Origin of the sequence: Moritella marina ATCC 15381 (assembly GCF_008931805.1) — a bacterium.
Lineage (GTDB): Bacteria > Pseudomonadota > Gammaproteobacteria > Enterobacterales > Moritellaceae > Moritella > Moritella marina.
This window is the reverse complement of the sequence record NZ_CP044399.1, coordinates 1,795,246-1,812,547: the sequence shown is the minus strand read 5'-3', so window position 1 is coordinate 1,812,547 and position 17,302 is coordinate 1,795,246. Positions and strand designations below refer to the sequence as shown.

At 39.8% G+C, this 17,302-nt stretch carries 14 protein-coding genes and 1 tRNA gene; 7 read left to right on the top strand and 8 right to left on the bottom strand.

Annotated elements, in window-relative coordinates:
- The first annotated feature begins 70 nt into the window (after positions 1 to 70).
- Entirely contained in the window at positions 71 to 778 is a 708-nt protein-coding gene (locus FR932_RS08130; protein ID WP_019441023.1) for a metal-dependent hydrolase, read from the top strand.
- Between the two features lie 66 nt (positions 779 to 844).
- Here FR932_RS08130 and FR932_RS08125 read toward each other — a convergent pair whose 3' ends face one another.
- Positions 845 to 1,243 carry a hypothetical protein gene (locus FR932_RS08125; protein WP_019441022.1) on the bottom strand — a complete coding sequence of 133 codons (399 nt, stop codon included), beginning with the start codon at positions 1,241 to 1,243 and terminating at the stop codon, positions 845 to 847.
- A gap of 399 nt (positions 1,244 to 1,642) precedes the next feature.
- Positions 1,643 to 2,002 carry a DUF2750 domain-containing protein gene (locus FR932_RS08120; protein ID WP_019441021.1) on the bottom strand — a complete coding sequence of 120 codons (360 nt, stop codon included), beginning with the start codon at positions 2,000 to 2,002 and terminating at the stop codon, positions 1,643 to 1,645.
- 262 nt (positions 2,003 to 2,264) lie between these two features.
- On the opposite strand from FR932_RS08120, the gene FR932_RS08115 reads away from it, so the two are divergent.
- Positions 2,265 to 2,355 (top strand) — tRNA-Ser (locus tag FR932_RS08115).
- 86 nt (positions 2,356 to 2,441) lie between these two features.
- On the opposite strand, the gene FR932_RS08110 is transcribed toward FR932_RS08115, so the two are convergent.
- Entirely contained in the window at positions 2,442 to 4,826 is a 2,385-nt protein-coding gene (locus FR932_RS08110; RefSeq protein WP_019441020.1) for a hypothetical protein, read from the bottom strand.
- A 207-nt stretch (positions 4,827 to 5,033) separates the two neighbouring features.
- The gene (locus tag FR932_RS08105) at positions 5,034 to 6,254 is read right to left on the bottom strand and encodes an alpha-xenorhabdolysin family binary toxin subunit A (protein WP_019441019.1); all 1,221 of its coding nucleotides are present in this window, start codon (positions 6,252 to 6,254) and stop codon (positions 5,034 to 5,036) included.
- A gap of 504 nt (positions 6,255 to 6,758) precedes the next feature.
- Between FR932_RS08105 and FR932_RS08100 the strand changes: the two genes are divergently transcribed.
- From FR932_RS08100 to FR932_RS08090, 3 genes are all read left to right on the top strand, one after another.
- Positions 6,759 to 8,009, top strand: a complete 1,251-nt coding sequence (locus FR932_RS08100; protein WP_019441018.1) for a winged helix-turn-helix domain-containing protein — start codon at positions 6,759 to 6,761, stop codon at positions 8,007 to 8,009.
- 106 nt (positions 8,010 to 8,115) lie between these two features.
- Positions 8,116 to 9,708, top strand: coding sequence for an MATE family efflux transporter (locus FR932_RS08095; protein WP_019441017.1), 1,593 nt, complete (start codon positions 8,116 to 8,118; stop codon positions 9,706 to 9,708).
- A gap of 146 nt (positions 9,709 to 9,854) precedes the next feature.
- On the top strand, positions 9,855 to 11,045 hold the full coding sequence (locus FR932_RS08090; RefSeq protein ID WP_019441016.1) for an iron-containing alcohol dehydrogenase: 1,191 nt from the start codon (positions 9,855 to 9,857) through the stop codon (positions 11,043 to 11,045).
- 91 nt (positions 11,046 to 11,136) lie between these two features.
- Here the strand turns inward: FR932_RS08090 and FR932_RS08085 are convergent, their stop codons facing one another.
- Both FR932_RS08085 and murQ read right to left on the bottom strand, forming a co-directional pair.
- Positions 11,137 to 11,502, bottom strand: coding sequence for an FKBP-type peptidyl-prolyl cis-trans isomerase (locus FR932_RS08085; protein ID WP_019441015.1), 366 nt, complete (start codon positions 11,500 to 11,502; stop codon positions 11,137 to 11,139).
- An 18-nt stretch (positions 11,503 to 11,520) separates the two neighbouring features.
- Positions 11,521 to 12,414: an N-acetylmuramic acid 6-phosphate etherase gene (gene murQ / locus FR932_RS08080; protein WP_019441014.1), complete on the bottom strand. Its 894-nt coding sequence runs from the start codon at positions 12,412 to 12,414 to the stop codon at positions 11,521 to 11,523.
- Between the two features lie 81 nt (positions 12,415 to 12,495).
- Between murQ and FR932_RS08075 the strand changes: the two genes are divergently transcribed.
- Both FR932_RS08075 and FR932_RS08070 read left to right on the top strand, forming a co-directional pair.
- The gene (locus tag FR932_RS08075; RefSeq protein ID WP_019441013.1) at positions 12,496 to 14,691 is read left to right on the top strand and encodes an ExeM/NucH family extracellular endonuclease; all 2,196 of its coding nucleotides are present in this window, start codon (positions 12,496 to 12,498) and stop codon (positions 14,689 to 14,691) included.
- 100 nt (positions 14,692 to 14,791) lie between these two features.
- Entirely contained in the window at positions 14,792 to 15,829 is a 1,038-nt protein-coding gene (locus FR932_RS08070; protein ID WP_019441012.1) for a sensor domain-containing diguanylate cyclase, read from the top strand.
- Between the two features lie 50 nt (positions 15,830 to 15,879).
- On the opposite strand, the gene FR932_RS08065 is transcribed toward FR932_RS08070, so the two are convergent.
- Positions 15,880 to 16,509 (bottom strand): TetR/AcrR family transcriptional regulator, encoded by a 630-nt coding sequence (locus tag FR932_RS08065; RefSeq protein WP_019441011.1) that lies wholly within the window; start codon positions 16,507 to 16,509, stop codon positions 15,880 to 15,882.
- The gene (locus FR932_RS08060) at positions 16,509 to 17,270 is read right to left on the bottom strand and encodes an SDR family NAD(P)-dependent oxidoreductase (protein WP_019441010.1); all 762 of its coding nucleotides are present in this window, start codon (positions 17,268 to 17,270) and stop codon (positions 16,509 to 16,511) included. Before FR932_RS08060 ends, FR932_RS08065 begins: the two co-directional genes overlap by 1 nt.
- Positions 17,271 to 17,302: the final 32 nt, after the last annotated feature.

The window sequence follows — 17,302 nt, the reverse complement described above, 5'->3', positions numbered from 1 at the left end:
ATTATATTTGAATATAAGTTGCTTACTTATCATATAATAACAGCATTAAACTCTATAAATAAAGGCCGTAATGGCAAATTTTAATACACACTTAAATGTAGCAGCGCTATTAACAGGGTTATCTTCTGCTACTTTGGTTGCAGCGGGGCATATTGATCTTAATACTGCTGTTTGGCTTTGGTTCTTAGGCACAATGGGCGGTTTGTTACCAGATATCGATTCTGATAATTCGACTTCGCTCGATACCATTTTTAACCTGTTTTCTTTTGCGATTATTTTGATCATCATGCGTTACATTATTGATGAGGATATTGGGGAACTGAGTTTTTTTAAAGTGATAGGTATACCGCTTGTGACTTACCTTGTGATGAAGTATGGACTTAGGACTGTTTTTGAACGTTTAACGGTACACCGAGGCAGCTGTCATTCATTATTATTTCTAGCGTTATGCGGACTAACGATGACTAAAATCATCGCTAACGTTGATGGTATCGATTCAAGTAAGGCAGATAGTCTTGCTTGGTTGTCAGGCGGCTTTGTATTTTTAGGTGGCTTGATTCATTTATTGTTAGATGAAATATACAGTGTCGACTTACGCAATATAAGAATCAAACGGTCATTTGGTACGGCGTTGAAGTTGGTTGATTTGGACAGTAAACTCTTGATGTTAGCGATGATGATCGCGGTAGGGTTTCTGTGGAACACAACACCAGAGCTCGAGGATACACTTGATATGCTCGGGGATTGGTCTAATTTTAGCTGGTTTAGTTTGGTTTAGCCCTCACTCTAACTCATTCTAGTTTTGTGAATATTGAGCACGTTATGATTAACGTGCTCAATCGACTTATCTTAATTCTTCAAAACGGTACGTTTTACGGGTAACACCACTTGCTTTCTTGTCACGTGTTACAGCTACCTTCTGCTTACCACGTAGTACATCATAGCTGATCACGCCATCAACGAATGCATCTTGACGTCTTTTTCTTGCATCAAGATCAACGGTTCTCTTGTTTACTCGGCAGCTGTATTCCCATTTATCCTTGTTCTTATTTTTAAGTGATAATAAAACCTTCGGACCCTGCAAACCAACAGCGTTGATTGCTTTTGGCGATTTGTTTAGTGTTAACGCTAATGCTGCTTTACAAATACCGTTGTCGGTAATACGTGCAGCGGCTACATCGACACTGTATGACGCTGAACTAACAAGTACGACAGCTGATAAAATAAACCCTGAAAATTTCATAAGATACTCATTTTTGTTGGTAGTAGCGATACTTTAGTAATATCGTTACTTTTGGTATTTTGGTAATACAGATATTTTTAGTAATACTGATAAGAGTCGCTGTTATTTTTAATTAAATAACGATTCTGGGCTATATAGTAAGTACAACAGATCGAATTTTCAATCAGGAATGGCTAATTTTCACGGGTTATAAAAATGGTTGAATTATGGTATTTAATGATGTTGAAACACGTATTATATATTACTGTATAAAGTACTGTAGTGCTTCATGTGTTGTGTATTTTTGAGGATGCTTGATTAGCTGATTTGGGCAAACGCTTAAGTGCAGAATAAGAGAGGAATAAGTGCTTAACGGGTTACGCTAAGCACTTCATTTATTGTGTCAACCGAACAGCTGAATTAAAGCTTTTCGATTTCTACAACTGACTGAGTAAAATCATTTAGCTCAAGCTCGGCACATTCGCCTTCTGATTCCCAGTTAAGGCCAATGATAACGTTATCTTCGTTTAGATCTTCAATCCAAAATTCAAGTAAGTCAGCAATCGAGATAGCTGTCGGTTTGAAGTCTTTCCATTCTTCACTGCAATGTACTTTTGCAAGTGCTTCTGAAGACCAAAGTGGCATTGCATCTGTGTTTTCGAAGTTAACTGAATCACATACAACCCAATCTTCACCTGTTTTGTCTTGTAAGCCCCAAACTTGTTGGTTAGGTTTAACGTCAGCAAAGAATTTAGTTATTATTGGATTTGTTTCTGTCATGAGATTCTCTTTGTATTTAAAATAATAATGTTGAAATAACAGTACTGTGGGCATTATACGGATAACAGTGCAAATAGTCAGTAAATATACTTAACGATGGGAATTACTCAGTCGAAATAGCACGTGAATGATTTATCATCACTTTGTGTTTATTTACGCCATGATTAGATCTTATTGCACCATGTAATGAACAGTTTAGGTTAATTAGGTTTTTGATATTTACAAGATAGGCAAGCTTATATACTATCTACCTCATTGCTGCGGAGGGGTGGCAGAGTGGCCGAATGCACTGGTCTTGAAAACCAGCAGGGGTTAATAGCTCCTCGAGAGTTCAAATCTCTCCTCCTCCGCCATCTATATAGAGAAGCCGGTACTTATTTATTTAAGTACCGGCTTTTTGCTTTCTACGGCTTATATAACGGTTGCTGTAAGGACTAAGCTAAAAATTTGGAATACCATTTCCAGAAAAGCTTACTTTAATATTATCGATCGTACTAAGGTCGATATCTTGCCAATTATTCAATTTTATTGTCCACGTGGTAAAAGGCGTAGGCATAAAATAGTTTAGCGCATAATCAGATGCTATCGCACCATTTGTGAGCACGTCTACCTCTTGTGTTTGGCTATTAACTAGATTGTAAATAATTCTTCTAAACAATGGCATGGCTGTAAAAGTGTAGTTATCTTGATACCTTCGATCTTGATAAGTACCACTCGATAGTAGGTCAATATTATATAAACCTGTCGGTAATTCAGTACCTTCTATCAATACACTGGCTTCATCAAGCCTTACTCTGTCGAAATCTGCAAATAGGGTACTATTCAAGGGTAAGGTGAAATGTAAAATACCGGTATTTTTAAATTCGGCTAACTTATCTATGTCACTAATGTGATGACTAATCGACGAGAAGTCTTGTGGGCGAGGATAAAACCGATCTAAACTTGCAGCTTCTTGTTCACGCATAAAAGCAAGATCTCGGGTATAAGCAGCAAATGATTTGTTTAGCGACGGCGTGACAATACTCTCTTCTAAAGACCAGTAAGCAAAGGCTGATTGATAATTAGCAATTGCGATAAACATAGGGCGCTTAAGGTTACTCAAGGTTCTAAAAAACGCGTCTTCTAATGCGCTCGTGGCACTGGTATCGTCATCAATTGACGCAATAAGCGCGGATACGCGATTAATATTCGCCGCATTGACTTGGCTCGAGATCCTTAAATCAATTTGTCTCGATAGCTCTTGCGCCAAGTTAATTTCTGTTGCTGATATCGCTTTTGCTTGTGCTGCTAGCCTTTCTAGTTCTGCAAGATATGGCGTAGCCCCTGGCACGCCTGCGCCTATCACTGGCGCAAAGTCAGCGCGAGCATCAATGAGAAATTCATCCCACACAAGGTTCGATGCTTCCAATGTCGGTACAGTGTGTTGAACTGTATTATAGAATTTTGCGATGTCATCTACGACTACTTGATATTTAACATCGTTAGAGAAAGCATCGATAGTAGCGAGTGATTCTTGAATCTCACGCTGTTTTTTCGCAATATAGTCTAATTTTTTCTTCAGCAGGATTACCTTTGTGCCTAAATCCGGTAGCGTAGCGATGAATTTAATTAAACCACTTGGATCGCCGCCGGCAGAGCCTGCAATAGCGGTCCCTGCATTGGCTATTGCACTGACAACATCAAACACAGTTTGTATGGTAGCGCGGTCTTCGAAAGTCTCTAAACCTTGCCTAAACGCTATTTGAGCTTTAAGTATATTGGTATCTTGACCTTGATAGTTAGTCGTTTGCTTAATAAGGGATCCTCTTAACTGATTGACTTGATTAACAGACCTTTCAATAATCGCAAATTCAGCATTACTGGCGCTTTGTAAATCTTCAAGCATTAGAGTGGCAAGCTGTTTACGATCTGCAAGCGCGATATTACGATCAATATAGTTCTGATACTTATCTTCATAAGCGCCCATTGCAGCTAAATAACTGGCATAGGTATATTCATACATATCGTGATTTAAACCCGGCACATAATTGGGATTATTGTAAGATAATTGGATAAATTGCTTTAAGTTTGAAACTTGTAAATAGAGTGATTTTAATTCTACGTTTTCAGATATTGTGGCAGGCATGAACCTTAGTACGCTTTCAACCCAATCAAGCATCGCAATACTGAGCTCAGGATCGCTATCAAATATAGAAGCTGCCATATCAAAAGAATGATTAAAAACGGCTAAGTATGGAGCACTGTCTATCGCGATCAATCCGTCGATTTCATTCTTTATAATTGTCTTATTATAAAGCGTTTCAGTAATAGTATAAATCTCACCAAAACCATCTGTTACCGGCATTGCAATATCAAACTCATAGCTAGATGGGAGTAGGGTGATGACGTTGATATTATCATTAATGTTTTTTGCAAATATCCCCAAACTGACTGAATTTGACGTTCTTGCATCTATATTTAATGTGACGGCTTTATTGCCGATAATGTTTCTCGAAAATATAAATAAGCGCTGATTCGTTAAGTTGGTGATTACACTTTCAGTAACAGTGAGTGTGTCTGCAACAATCACGATCGCATTGGGTTTATTGGCCCCTGTGGTTAATGAATAATCATTTAAAATTGTACTTAAATCTAACAACATCCCCGAGACTAAATAAGTCTGTCCATCATTGGACACTGTGCTTTTAATTACGCTATCTGGTAAATTTTTAGGTTGTGCTAGCTTATAATAATTAAGCCAGTCCGTTGCGTTGACGCTGACGCTAAATAATAAACTGAGACTTAATAATAAACTGAGAGTAATAAAATGGTTTAAAACCTTCATCTTATGTCCTTATGATTACAAGTATATGAATAATACCAATGCCGAAAATTAAGTACTCAAAATGATATTGCTCCTGTAAACCGCTTAAGACATCCCTGTTCGCTTAGACAAGGCCATCCATGGCATGTCTATTTGCGATAGCATTTTCTGCACCGTTATTTATAGGAATTGGTATAATGTTGGTTGAGTTGATATAAGTCGTTACTGCTATTCCATGATCACATAAGCGTTCTGCGCAAATTGCCTTGCTTTGTTACTTATTTCTAGCCACTTAGGTCCGACCGTTCCTGCCAGTGGACTACTGACAATACCTGCGACCAGTAAGTTGGCGTTGCGTAAGGCATCTTCGCTATCCAATGAATTTAATGACGTGGTGAGTGAGTCGAAATCACTTTCTAGACCTTGCCAATGCAGTTGTACTTTTTTAAGCTGGGGTAGTGCATTTTCAATATGCGTCAGCATGTCATTGATATTTGAGTGCGCGATTTCATAAGAAGCGCCAAGATTAACCGCATGCTCTAAACTGGCATTTGCTGCATTTATTTGATTGTCTATATCAGCAATCAAATTATCTAACCGTACTTTTCTAGCGCCTTCAATGCTGCCACAAATAGTTAAAACAAGCGGACCACCTATTGCACAGAGGCCAATATTACGTTTCGCTTCACTCAGATCGTCCCTGTAACCTGCTATTTCATCGTTTAGTAGGCTGATATTATGTCTTAACGTACTAATCGAATCACTGTTGAGTAATGTAGAAAAATCACCTTCAATAACATCAAGTTGTGCTTTCTGTGCTTCAACGTCTGCGGCAAATTGTTTTAAATTTTCAACGGCTTTGGTTGTTGCTTGCTGCTGTATATGAGTAAAGTTCTTTAATACATTTAAAAATGAGAGTGCAGCATCGCGATTAGTCGCAGCTGCATCTAGGTTAAACACGAGGGCGTTTTGCTGTAATTGGGTAAGTTGATTCATCAAAGGCAAGATAAGTTGTGGATGTATATCGCCGTAGTTTGCAAGTTGTAATGCCAAATCAACAATGCTTGGATAAATGTTGGAGTTCCAATCATGACCTGACTGGTTAATACTGGTGAATTCACTGAGTAAATTCTGATATTCATACGTAAATGCATCACTGGCTGGGAATTTTGTCAGTGTGCGTAAAGAGGCTTCTGTTGTTGGTAATGAGATAGCCGCCGTTGCATAGGCTTGAATTTGATACCATTCGGTCGTTGAAAGTAAGGATGTATCTGAACCTGTATCAAGAAATAATGAATCACCTTCAAAATCACCTTGGATCGTATCATAATCCAAAGGCGGAATTTCAGAGACGGTTTGTGCATGTAATAATGTTGAGCCTACAATAGATAAAGCAAGTAAGCTTATTTTGAAGCCATGTAGTCGTTTATGAGTTGTGTTTGTTTTCATTTGTCTGTTCCCTTAGATAAATATCATTTTATTTTTAAGGTTTAAAAATATTAAGCCTTTTCCGCGATAGAAATATGCCAGACAGATATAACTGTTTTTGTTACGGAGCTCTAAATTTGATATGTATCAATTAATTTTTATGACATTTATCTTTGTTTATAAATATCAAAAAATTGATTTTAAAGGGATTTTTTTATTTCCACATTATTGGTAAAGCGCAGTTATTTTCATTTTTAAGTGGGCATTATTGTGGTCGAAATAGATAAATAGGGCAGATTTAAGAAAATGAATATTAATTTATTTTTTACATTGTAAATCCTAAAATACCTCCTATGTAGGCATAGTTATAATTCAAACGCCCTAAATGATGAAGGTTGTTTTTCATAAATTATTTAGTAAGAAATCTATAGCTTAATTTATCTTTTCAGGTTATATATTCTAAATAGTATCTAAGATGTTAATTCTTATAGTATTAATTTATGACCCTAATAGAAGGTTTCTTTCATGGCATACAAAGTTTCAACCGATGTCATTTTTTGTAAAGTGAAAGCGGCGCTTCAAAGTTCAGACGGTACACAGAAATTAAGTGCATCAGAAACAGAAATTATGGACTTGTTATGTCGTAAAAATGGCACTGTTGTATCTAAAGAAGCACTGAAGCTAATAGGTTGGCCTGGGTTGGAAGTAACCGATCAATCTTTAACGCAAGCCATCTATTCGCTTAGGAAAAAACTCACCTTATGTGGTTCTGATGATGTGATTGCGACGGTATTTAATCAGGGTTATATCGTTAAAGATGTGGCGGTATTATCGGCTGATACGTTATCTTTACGACCGACGCTTTTTTGCAAATTAAAAGTCTATAAGTTAAAAACCTATAATTTAAAAAAGAGCAATATACTGCCATTTTTTATTTGTTTACTTTTACCCTATATCATTCACGAGCAGTTTATATTCGGTGAACGTTTCAGTGAAAGTTATACTGAAGAGTTAGGCTACTTGTCTCCTAAAGTAAGCTATATATATAATGGTCACTACCTTACATTTATCGCAAATGAGGATATCAACAAAGATAGAAAAGCGATGATTGAAATGTTCGTTGATAAAATACCGGGAAAAAGTAAAGTATTTTCTTTTATAACCAATGATAAAACCTATATTCTAGCTTGCCCATTAAGTAACAATGCCATGATGTGTGACAGTACTGTCAGCGCGGTATTAGAGTTACCGGCGAATGAAGAGAACATAACGGCTCATCAAGTGAATGAATGGTTCTTATTACAGCAAGGCATTAAAAGTGAGCTACCGCTATTTACAGGGGTCATGATGAGCTCGACTAGCTATATGTTTGTTGATGAAGATCTCACTATCACGGATAAAGTGCGCTTTATTTTTGATTTTAATCACCAGGTCGAGAGCGGGTTTAAACAGTTCAAGCTTAAAGATAAAAAATATGAAGGTCGGTATAAAGGCTCTGTACTATATTCAAAGGAATCAGATACAAAAAATACCTTTGTTAGTCGTAGCGGTGATTTTACCTTTAGTTTTGATCATAACCTCGGTACCACAGCGTTAGTTATGCAAAATAAAACCATAGACATCATTCCTTTTAATCGAATTATGAAAGAAAAATGTCGCAAAAGTGTGACAGAAAAACGTGTTATTTGGAAAGTTGAAGAATGGGGGAATCAATCGCTGTGGGTATCCACGACCTCTAATAAGATGTGGCTGTTTGAAGAAAGTCCACTTTATTAGTAAGGGGTTCACTGCTTTTTTGCCCTGTCTCTAAATCTGTGTTGCGCAATGTAAACCACAATGTTACTAATAGTAACTCTCATTCTATTAAGTATTCAGACTCTTTATGACCACAGCTAAGTTCACCCAAGGTTCTACTTTGTCGCATATTATTTATATGAGCTCGACGGGCGCTATCGGCTTAACCTGCCTATTTTTAGTCGATTTACTGGATCTGTTTTATCTCAGTTTACTTGGCGAGCAACACTTAGCAGCAGCTGTTGGTTATGCGGGAACAGTGGCCTTTTTTACCACCTCTATTTCTATTGGTCTGTCTATTGCGATGGGCGCGTTGGTGTCTAAAGCATTAGGGCAGGGGAAGCGGGATAGTGCGCGTTCGTATGTGATAAACATCAGCGTTGTGACTATTTTTGTATCCCTGATTATCATGTTATTAACCTGGTTTAATATAGAATACCTGCTGGCTTTGTTAGGCGCGAAAGATGAAACCTTACGCTTAGGTACCGTGTACTTACAAATCCTCGTCCCTTCGATGCCACTTATGTCGCTAGCTATGGCGCTTGGTGCAAGTTTACGTGCTGTAGGGGATGGTAAGCTGTCTATGTTATCAACCATAGGTGGTGGCCTCGTTAATGCGGTATTAGATCCAATTTTCATTTTCGCATTAGGCATGGGCATCGAAGGTGCCGCGATTGCGAGTGTACTGTCTCGATGCGCGGTATTTGCGATTTCATTTTATGGCGTTTATTCCAAGCATAAGTTACTTGGCGCCTGGTATAGCGATAGCTTTAAAACCCAACTGCCGTTTATTATGGCGATTGCTTTACCAGCGATGCTAACTAATATAGCAACGCCGATCGGTAATGCGTTTGTTACCCGAAGTATTGCTGAATTTGGTGATAGTTTCATGGCTGGTTATGCCACTATTAATCGTGTTTTACCGGTTGCGTTCGGGATGATTTTTGCTTTGTCTGGTGCCATAGGACCTATCTTGGGGCAGAACTATGGGGCGAAATTAATCCCCCGTGTGCGCAAAAGCCTGAAAGATGCATTATGGTTTTGCACCGGTTATGTGGTCGTTTTCTCTTTCATTTTATACTTAATCGAAGATTACTTAATCAGTGGTTTTAACCTGACTGGTGATGCGGTTGAAGTCGTGACGCTGTTCTGCCGTTTATTAGCCTTGACCTTTATCTTCAATGGCATGATGTTTATTGCTAATGCCAGTTTTAATAACTTGGGTAAACCGAAATATTCAACTTGGTTTAATATGGGCAAGGCGACTCTCGGTACCATTCCATTTGTACTTGTAGGTGCTGAAATCGCGGGTGTTAAAGGCATTCTAATTGGTCAGGCTTTAGGGTCGGTATTCTTTGGTATCGCGTCTATCTTGTTAGCGTTTAAATTGATTAAACAAAAAGAATGTAAAGTAGATCAGGATAGTGTATTGGCCGATAAGCTGGCTAAGGTGATAGAGGGAGAGCACTCGGCAGCCTTTACGACTCCATCTACAATATCGCCGACAACCGAAATAACTGAAGCGATGAGCGATACTGTTAGTGCCTCAGACATAACGATCACTTCCACGGTTAATGCGCTGTCTTCAGAATGTTCACAGTTTGGTATGTATAACGAAGAGTACGACAGCAAAGGTTGTAACTTATTGTTGGCGGATAATGATAACAAAGAAAAATCGTAATTATATATAATGTAAAATATACCTATTTAAAGCGAATCGCTTTGTTGGATCTTTCGAGTAGAATTAGTGTTATTACTTCAATTAACTCAGTAGAATACCCGTTCAACTCGTTACTCGCATGACGTATTAATTAAAATGGAAAATATATGTTGCATCAAACTGTTATACAAATCCGTGAGCAAGTGAATAAGTTAGTGCCAATCCCTTTACCTAAATTGATTGAAGGTAAAGGGGCTATTAGCCAAACTGCACAAGTATTAACTGAGTTAGGTGGCGTGAAACCACTGATTGTTACAGATGCAATGTTAGTTAAGTTAGGCATTGCTAAGCATTTAACAGATGCGTTAGATGCAGCCAATATTGCTTATTCATTGTTTGACGAAGTAACACCAGATCCAACCTTGCCATTGATTGCTAATGGCTGGCAGCGGTATAAGCAAGATGGTTGTGACAGTGTGATTGCATTAGGTGGTGGTTCACCAATGGATTGTGCTAAAGCGATTGCGGCTGCAGCGGTTAAAAACGTCGATGCGAGAAAGCTGGTTGGTTTGTTACGTGTGCGTAAAGCACTGCCGCCATTTATCGCGATCCCGACAACTGCGGGTACAGGCTCTGAAGCGACGGTTGTTGCTGTTGTGACCGACCCAGAAAAAAAACAAAAATTCACGATTGTTGATCCTAGCTTAGTGCCAGCTGTTGCTATTGTTGATCCGTTATTGATGTTAGGTCTTCCTGCTAAAATCACCGCTGAAACGGGTATCGATGCGTTAACGCACGCAGTAGAATCTTATATTGGTTGTTATGCGACAGAACAAACTAAAGCGTATGGTTATGATGCCGTTAAACGTATTTTTGCTAACCTACCTAAAGCCTATGCCGATGGCAGTGATATCGAAGCGCGCCGCCAAATGTCGATAGCGAGTTTTAATGCTGGCGTTGCGTTTACCCGTGCATCAATTGGTTATGTGCATGCGATTGCCCATCAAATGGGTGGCTATTATCATGTGCCACACGGTCTTGCTAATGCCGTACTATTACCACATATCCTGGATTTTTCATTCGAAAACGCGTTATGCCGTTATGCCGAATTGGCGATTGCAGCAGGACTGGCGAACAGTGAAGATAGTCAAGTTGAAGCGGCACATAAGTTTGTAGCGGGCGTGAAAGCATTGAACAAAACATTGAATATTCAAGCTGGCTTCCCTGAGCTTAAAGCGAATGATATTCCAGAACTTGCTAAGCGCGCTGTGCGAGAAGCATATTGTGATTACCCTGTGCCTAAATTAATGAACAGAGCACAGTGTGAAGCGTTATTGCATAAGCTAGTTACTGTGTAAGGCATGACGACGTAAAGATAAATGAAAAGGTGACATTCATAACAAGCTCGTTATGAATGTCGTTATCTATTGAAGTATTACGGGAAACTGATTAGTCGTCGCGTGTTAGTACTTCAAGTAATTCAATTTCAAAGCTTAGATCTGAATGTGCTGGGATCACTGTGCCCATATTACGTTCGCCATAAGCCAGTGCAGATGGTACCGACAGTTTACGTTTACCGCCAACCTTCATGCCCATAATACCTTGATCCCAGCCTTTAATCACACGGCCAGTCCCAATCACACATTGAAACGTTTTACCTTTGTCGTAAGTTGAATCGAATTGTGTGCCGTCGCTAAGAAAGCCACGATACTGAGTTGTGATCAGCGCGCCTTTTACTGCTTCTTTACCATCGCCAATGATGATATCTGTTATTTCTAGGCCGTTTTCTTGTTGTTTAGTCAGGTGTTCAGTCATGTTTAGTCTCGTTATATGTTATTGATTTAATGCTTGGCGTAAAAAACCTTGGTTATCAGCTAACTGTTGGCTTGCAGTCGCGTAATCAACACCGTTTAATTCCATCAGGATCGCTGATTTCACGTGTTGATTAGCAGCAATTAACAGTGTTTTCGCGCGCTCACGTTCAACGCCTGTTACATCCATGATGATATTTTCACTGCGGGTGATGAGCTTTTCATTCGATGTTTTCACATCAACCATCAGGTTTTGATACACCTTACCGGTTCTGACCATCGCGCCAGTACTGAGCATATTCAGCACTAATTTTTGTGCTGTCCCGGCTTTCATGCGGCTTGAGCCTGTTAATACTTCTGCGCCAACAACTGGTGTTATGGCGATCTTAGCTATGCTCGATATAGGTGCGTCGTTATTACAGCTGATCGAAATCGTGTCACAGCCCAATTTATTTGCGAACGATAAACCACCGATCACATAAGGCGTGCGCCCAGATGCTGCGATACCCACCACTACATCTTGCGGGGTTAATTGGATCTGTTCTAAGTCAATCTGTGCTGCGTTTAAATCGTCTTCTGCGCCTTCTTGTGCTGTAAACATCGCCGCTTCACCACCGGCAATAATACCTTGTACTTGCTGGTTGCCAACACCGAAGGTCGGTGGACATTCAGACGCATCGAGCACACCTAATCGACCCGACGTACCTGCGCCAATATAAATCAACCGCCCATTTTGTTGAAATGCATGGGCGATAACATCAATTGCTGCAGCAATAAGGGGTAATTCGAGTTTAATGGCTTGACTGACTTTTTCATCTTCACTGTTGAATAGCTTAACAAGTTCTAATGTTGAAAGTTGATCTAGGTTAGCACTTGCTGAATTTCTTTGTTCTGAAGTAAGCGATTTTATATCCATAATAACTACACTCATACAACACAAGACGCGGGGTCTAATGAAAGGATTGATGATCATGATTCTAAAACAGAAATGTAGAGAATGCTAGCGGGTTTATTACGCGGTGTAATCATCGCTATAATCGGGGTGAATAGTGTATTCGCAGAGACATTATTGCTTAATCAACAAGCGGTTTTATGTGTTGGTGAAAATAGCTCGATTAGTCAATTACAGGGGCAGGGTAAGCGCTCGCCTGTCGTTAAAAGTACCAATCGCAGTGACAAGATATTTACAGTACAAGGGCAGGTGACTAGATTAAAACGCGGTCACGAGCCGGGGTTCTTTATGCAGCAAATAGCCACGCCAGAACTTATGTTAGACAATATTCCAGAAAGAGTGTCAACAAGTACCGCAGAAAGTATGCCTGCAAGTATTCAACAAAGTGCGCTCGCATCAACAGGTATCTTTGTGAGTACAGAGATACTTGCAGATATCACACTTAATAGCAGGGTATGCGTGACCGGCGTTGTCGAAGAACACTATGGCCTGACGCGCTTACGACCGACTTCTCATACAAAGACGATGCAAACTGGAAGTGTAAAAACAGTAGCGAGCAATATCACACCAACCGATATTATCGCAGCGACAGCAGATGCTCATTTTAGTGACACTCTAGAACGTTATGAAGGCATGAAAGTACGCGTGGCAGGCATTACCGATATGCGCGTGACCAAACCTTTATATTATGAGCGACGTTGGCGGCGTTATAACATTATTCTCAGCCATCAACAGATTAACATCCATCCAAATACCACGGCCTTTCCAGCTAGTATTGCTGCAGACGCACTCGCGTTAAATAATAAGCAGCGCCGATTATATGTGCAGTTAGGATCAGGCTTGTCTGTGCCGTCAAACTTGGATTACATGCGGGTAAACGACAGGGTTACGGGAATTGTCGGCGTGCTGACGTTCAGTTATGGTGAGTTTCGTTTGCTGGTGGATAATGGTTTGGCACAAGCGCGCTTTTTGCATCATATTGATGGGCATAGCGATAGGTACAGGCATGACAAACATTTACATAACAGTGATAGACAACAACTAGCGGTGCGAGATAATAATGATCTTCGCATTGCTAGTTTCAACTTACTTAATTACTTCAATCGCGCAGCGGGTGGTGTGAGCAATCCGTTAAGACAGAATCGCGGTGCTAAAACTTTATCGGCATTGCATAAGCAAGAAAGACAACTGCGAGATACCTTGTTAGCACTGGATGCAGATTTTATTGGTCTGATGGAAGTAGAGAATAACGGCTTTGGTCAGAACTCAGCAATTGTGCGGTTATTGGGTTTGGTGAATCAGGAAATAACCGACCCGAGTCAGCATTATGCTTTGGTTAAACCAGATAAAGCAGATTTACATCAAGGCTATTATCTTGGTACTGGTGCAATCTCGGTCGCGGGGTTTTATCGACCGACTAAGCTAAAATTGGTTAATACGCGGGTTATTCAGCTACCTGTTCAACGTCGTAAGCTTGGAAATAAACTGAGTAAAGCTTATCACCGGCCAGCACTGACACCGACATTTATCCGCATGGATAGCGCTGATAAAAATAACAAACTGACAATTAGTGTGAACCATTTCAAATCAAAAGGTTCGAAATGTGTTGAAGATAAACGCCGTGCAACCCTGCTGAAAAAACTAAAGAATCAGCGTAAAAACAGTCCTGAATTATTGCGGGCATGGCAAAAAGCAAAACGTACGTTAGCACAAGATAGGCAAGGCCATTGCGCGCAATTTAGAACGACTGCGGCGAGTATATTAGGCCAAGCGTTAGCGACGGTGCCTGGTAGCAAAATTATATTAGGTGATTTAAACAGTTACCCGAAAGAAGATCCCTTGTTAGTGCTAACGGACTATGAACCCGCGCGTTATAGTTATTATAAAATAACGCATAGCGAACACAATTATGTGGGCAAAACCTTGTTATCGCAGCATACCGATACTGGGTTTGGTTATTACGATCCATTCGATAATCAGCCTGATGTGAATTGGACTTATTCTTTTAAAGCACTCGGAAGATTAGATTATATTTTACTCAGCCCTGATCTGGTATCAAATTTAGTAAAGCACAAGGTGTGGCATATCAATGCAGCAGAAAGTGATTTGGTCAATCACGCTAAATCGTTGAAGAGTAAACGAGAGTTAGCTAAAAACGATGTTAACGTAGGTGATAAAAGCCATGTGAGTGTCGTGTATTCTTCTTCAGATCATGAACCACTATTTATTGATCTGAAATAAACGTGAGCTGTGTATGTAATTTATCGCATTTTTAACTAATAACCGGCATAACCTTGTATAATAAGAAGAGGCATATTGCGTTGTTTTTATTTGGTGTACGATGACAGAAAAATTAACTTATCAAGAATTAGAATCGCAAATCATCGCGCTTAAAGCGGAATCGGCGGTTTTACAGTTACAACTTGAGATAGCGAAGCAATCAGAAAATCAATCACGCGAAACTGCACAATTGTTGCAAACATTAGTTGATACGATACCTAGCCCGTTGTTTTATAAAAATATCGATGGTGCCTACGAGCAGTGTAACGATGCATTTGCCGAGACTATTTTAGGCATAGATAAAGACAAGATCATCAACAAATCCTTGTTTGATTTGGGTGAGTATATACCGTATGAATTAGCGGAGATTTATCATGCCAAAGATCTTATTTTACTCAAGAATTCAGGTAAGCAGGTTTACGAAACATCGGTTAAATGCGCTGACGGTTCTATCCGCATATTTTCATTTTATAAAGCCTCAGTACTTGCTGAAAGCGGCAAGATCCTAGGGGTGGTTGGTGTGATGCTTGATATTACTGAATTGAAAAATAAAAAGCGTGAGTTAAAAGAAAAAAACCGCCGTTTAGAAACCTATTCAATGACAGACCCTTTAACGAGTCTGTACAACCGCCGTAAATTTAATGCTGTATTTCCAGACTGTTTACGTGTTGCTAAACGCAGTAAACGGCTATTAAACTTTGCGATTATCGATGTTGATAACTTCAAAAAATACAATGACAACTACGGCCATGTCGCAGGGGACAACGCCTTAGTTATTATCTCCAACTTGTTACAAAGCAAATTACAGCGACCGGACGATTATATATTCCGTTTAGGTGGCGAAGAGTTTGGCTTGTTGTTTTATGCTGATGATGAAATTTCAGCATCTCAATTTGCGAGTGATATTCGTCTTTCTATTCAGGGGCTTGGTATTCCACATATAGCCAATGAAGGATATGAATGCGTGACGATTTCATTAGGATTAGTGACAATAAAAAATTCGAATAAAGATATGTTAGCCGTCTATGAAATGGCTGATAACTTATTGTATAAGGTTAAAAAGTCAGGCAAAAATCAGATCTTAACCAAACTCGTTTAACGTTTATTTTATAATGGAATACAAATCTAGTTTTGATAATGATTAACTAATCAGCCTTGATAACTAGTAACGAGCCGCGTGATGTGGCTGTGTAGTATATCGGCAAAGTTTACTTCAAATAACTGCAATGGCCCTTCTTTAATTACTTCTGCAACAGCGCCCACTGAATGACTCATGTGCCAGCAACCAATGATGACTTGCTGTACCTGCAATAATAGCGCTGTGGCTTGATCGATACTTAATGCGTATTGCGCACTGATCATGGCGGCGTATTGCTGAATAAAATGCAATAACGTGGTTTTGAACTCACGCGCTTCATCAAGGGTTAAGTTACATTGTAATGCAGTATGCATGATGGCACTGAGCTTACAAAATAACGGGTGCTTTATTAAGGTATTACAAATAGAATCGGTGAGTTGTACTTGCCCCATTTCTTTTTTAGCTGTCTGTGCTAACAACTCAAACTCTTGAATGTAAACAGCGAGAAACAGGGTTTCTTTGTTTCTGAAATAGCGATACAAAGCGGCTTTGGTGATCCCCACATCGGCGGCGATATGTTTTAAGTTGACCTCTTCATAACTCAGTGTCGAGAAACGTGCCGCAGTAACGTCCATTATCTGCGTTAAGCGCAGGGCTTTTTGCTCTGGCGTCGTGGCGCGGCATTTAATAATACATTGCATTATGCTTGTAACCATCCGGCTATTTTACGGGTCATGAAACGGGGTGATACTTTGCCAAACAATACACCAACTTGGTTTTTAATGCCAGTAACGACAATGGCGCTGTTACGGTTTGCTAGGGCTTGTTTCGCTACTTCAGCCGATGTCATCGCGCCCGCTTTGAATAGGTTTGAGTCGGTAATGTTGGCTTGTTCTGCAAACTCAGACAACGTCGGTCCAGGGCAAAGTGCGCTAACAGCGATACCTTGAGGGCGTAATTCTTCATGTAATGCTTCAGAAAAAGACAATACAAAGGCTTTGGTTGCGTAATATATTGCCATGTTCGGGCCAGCCTGAAACGCAGCGGTTGAAGCGACATTGATGATGAAAGGTTTTACTTGTTGGCGCATGTTTGGCGCAAGGCGGTGAGTCAGCTCGACTAAGGTTGTTACATTTAATTGGATCATCTGCATTTGGCGTTCGAGCGGTAAATCAATAAAGCCCCCACGGTCGCCAAAACCAGCGTTGTTAATCAGGCCGTTGATAGCTAGGTTGTTAGTACTGATCTCTGTCGCTAATATTTCACTGCCTTTAGGATCGGCAAGATCCACAGCAAAGCAAACCACGTTAATACCTTGCTCGGCTTGTAATGTTTTGGCTAGCTCTTCTAACTTGTCTTTACGACGAGCGACTAAAATCAAATCCTGACCTGTTTCCGCTAATTGTTTTGCGAATTCGCTACCGATACCCGCACTTGCGCCTGTGATGACTGTATAGCTCATTGTAATTCCTTTTATCTGGTTAAATGTGGTCA

Coding starts and splice junctions, on each gene's coding strand:
- FR932_RS08060 (WP_019441010.1), bottom strand. CDS start 17,270: ATGAGCTATACAGTCATCACAGGCGCAAGTGCGGGTATCGGTAGCGAA.
- FR932_RS08085 (WP_019441015.1), bottom strand. CDS start 11,502: ATGACTGAACACCTGACTAAACAACAAGAAAACGGCCTAGAAATAACA.
- FR932_RS08090 (WP_019441016.1), top strand. CDS start 9,855: ATGTTGCATCAAACTGTTATACAAATCCGTGAGCAAGTGAATAAGTTA.
- FR932_RS08095 (WP_019441017.1), top strand. CDS start 8,116: ATGACCACAGCTAAGTTCACCCAAGGTTCTACTTTGTCGCATATTATT.
- FR932_RS08125 (WP_019441022.1), bottom strand. CDS start 1,243: ATGAAATTTTCAGGGTTTATTTTATCAGCTGTCGTACTTGTTAGTTCA.
- FR932_RS08120 (WP_019441021.1), bottom strand. CDS start 2,002: ATGACAGAAACAAATCCAATAATAACTAAATTCTTTGCTGACGTTAAA.
- FR932_RS08110 (WP_019441020.1), bottom strand. CDS start 4,826: ATGAAGGTTTTAAACCATTTTATTACTCTCAGTTTATTATTAAGTCTC.
- FR932_RS08100 (WP_019441018.1), top strand. CDS start 6,759: ATGGCATACAAAGTTTCAACCGATGTCATTTTTTGTAAAGTGAAAGCG.
- FR932_RS08105 (WP_019441019.1), bottom strand. CDS start 6,254: ATGAAAACAAACACAACTCATAAACGACTACATGGCTTCAAAATAAGC.
- murQ (WP_019441014.1), bottom strand. CDS start 12,414: ATGGATATAAAATCGCTTACTTCAGAACAAAGAAATTCAGCAAGTGCT.
- FR932_RS08075 (WP_019441013.1), top strand. CDS start 12,496: ATGCTAGCGGGTTTATTACGCGGTGTAATCATCGCTATAATCGGGGTG.
- FR932_RS08130 (WP_019441023.1), top strand. CDS start 71: ATGGCAAATTTTAATACACACTTAAATGTAGCAGCGCTATTAACAGGG.
- FR932_RS08070 (WP_019441012.1), top strand. CDS start 14,792: ATGACAGAAAAATTAACTTATCAAGAATTAGAATCGCAAATCATCGCG.
- FR932_RS08065 (WP_019441011.1), bottom strand. CDS start 16,509: ATGCAATGTATTATTAAATGCCGCGCCACGACGCCAGAGCAAAAAGCC.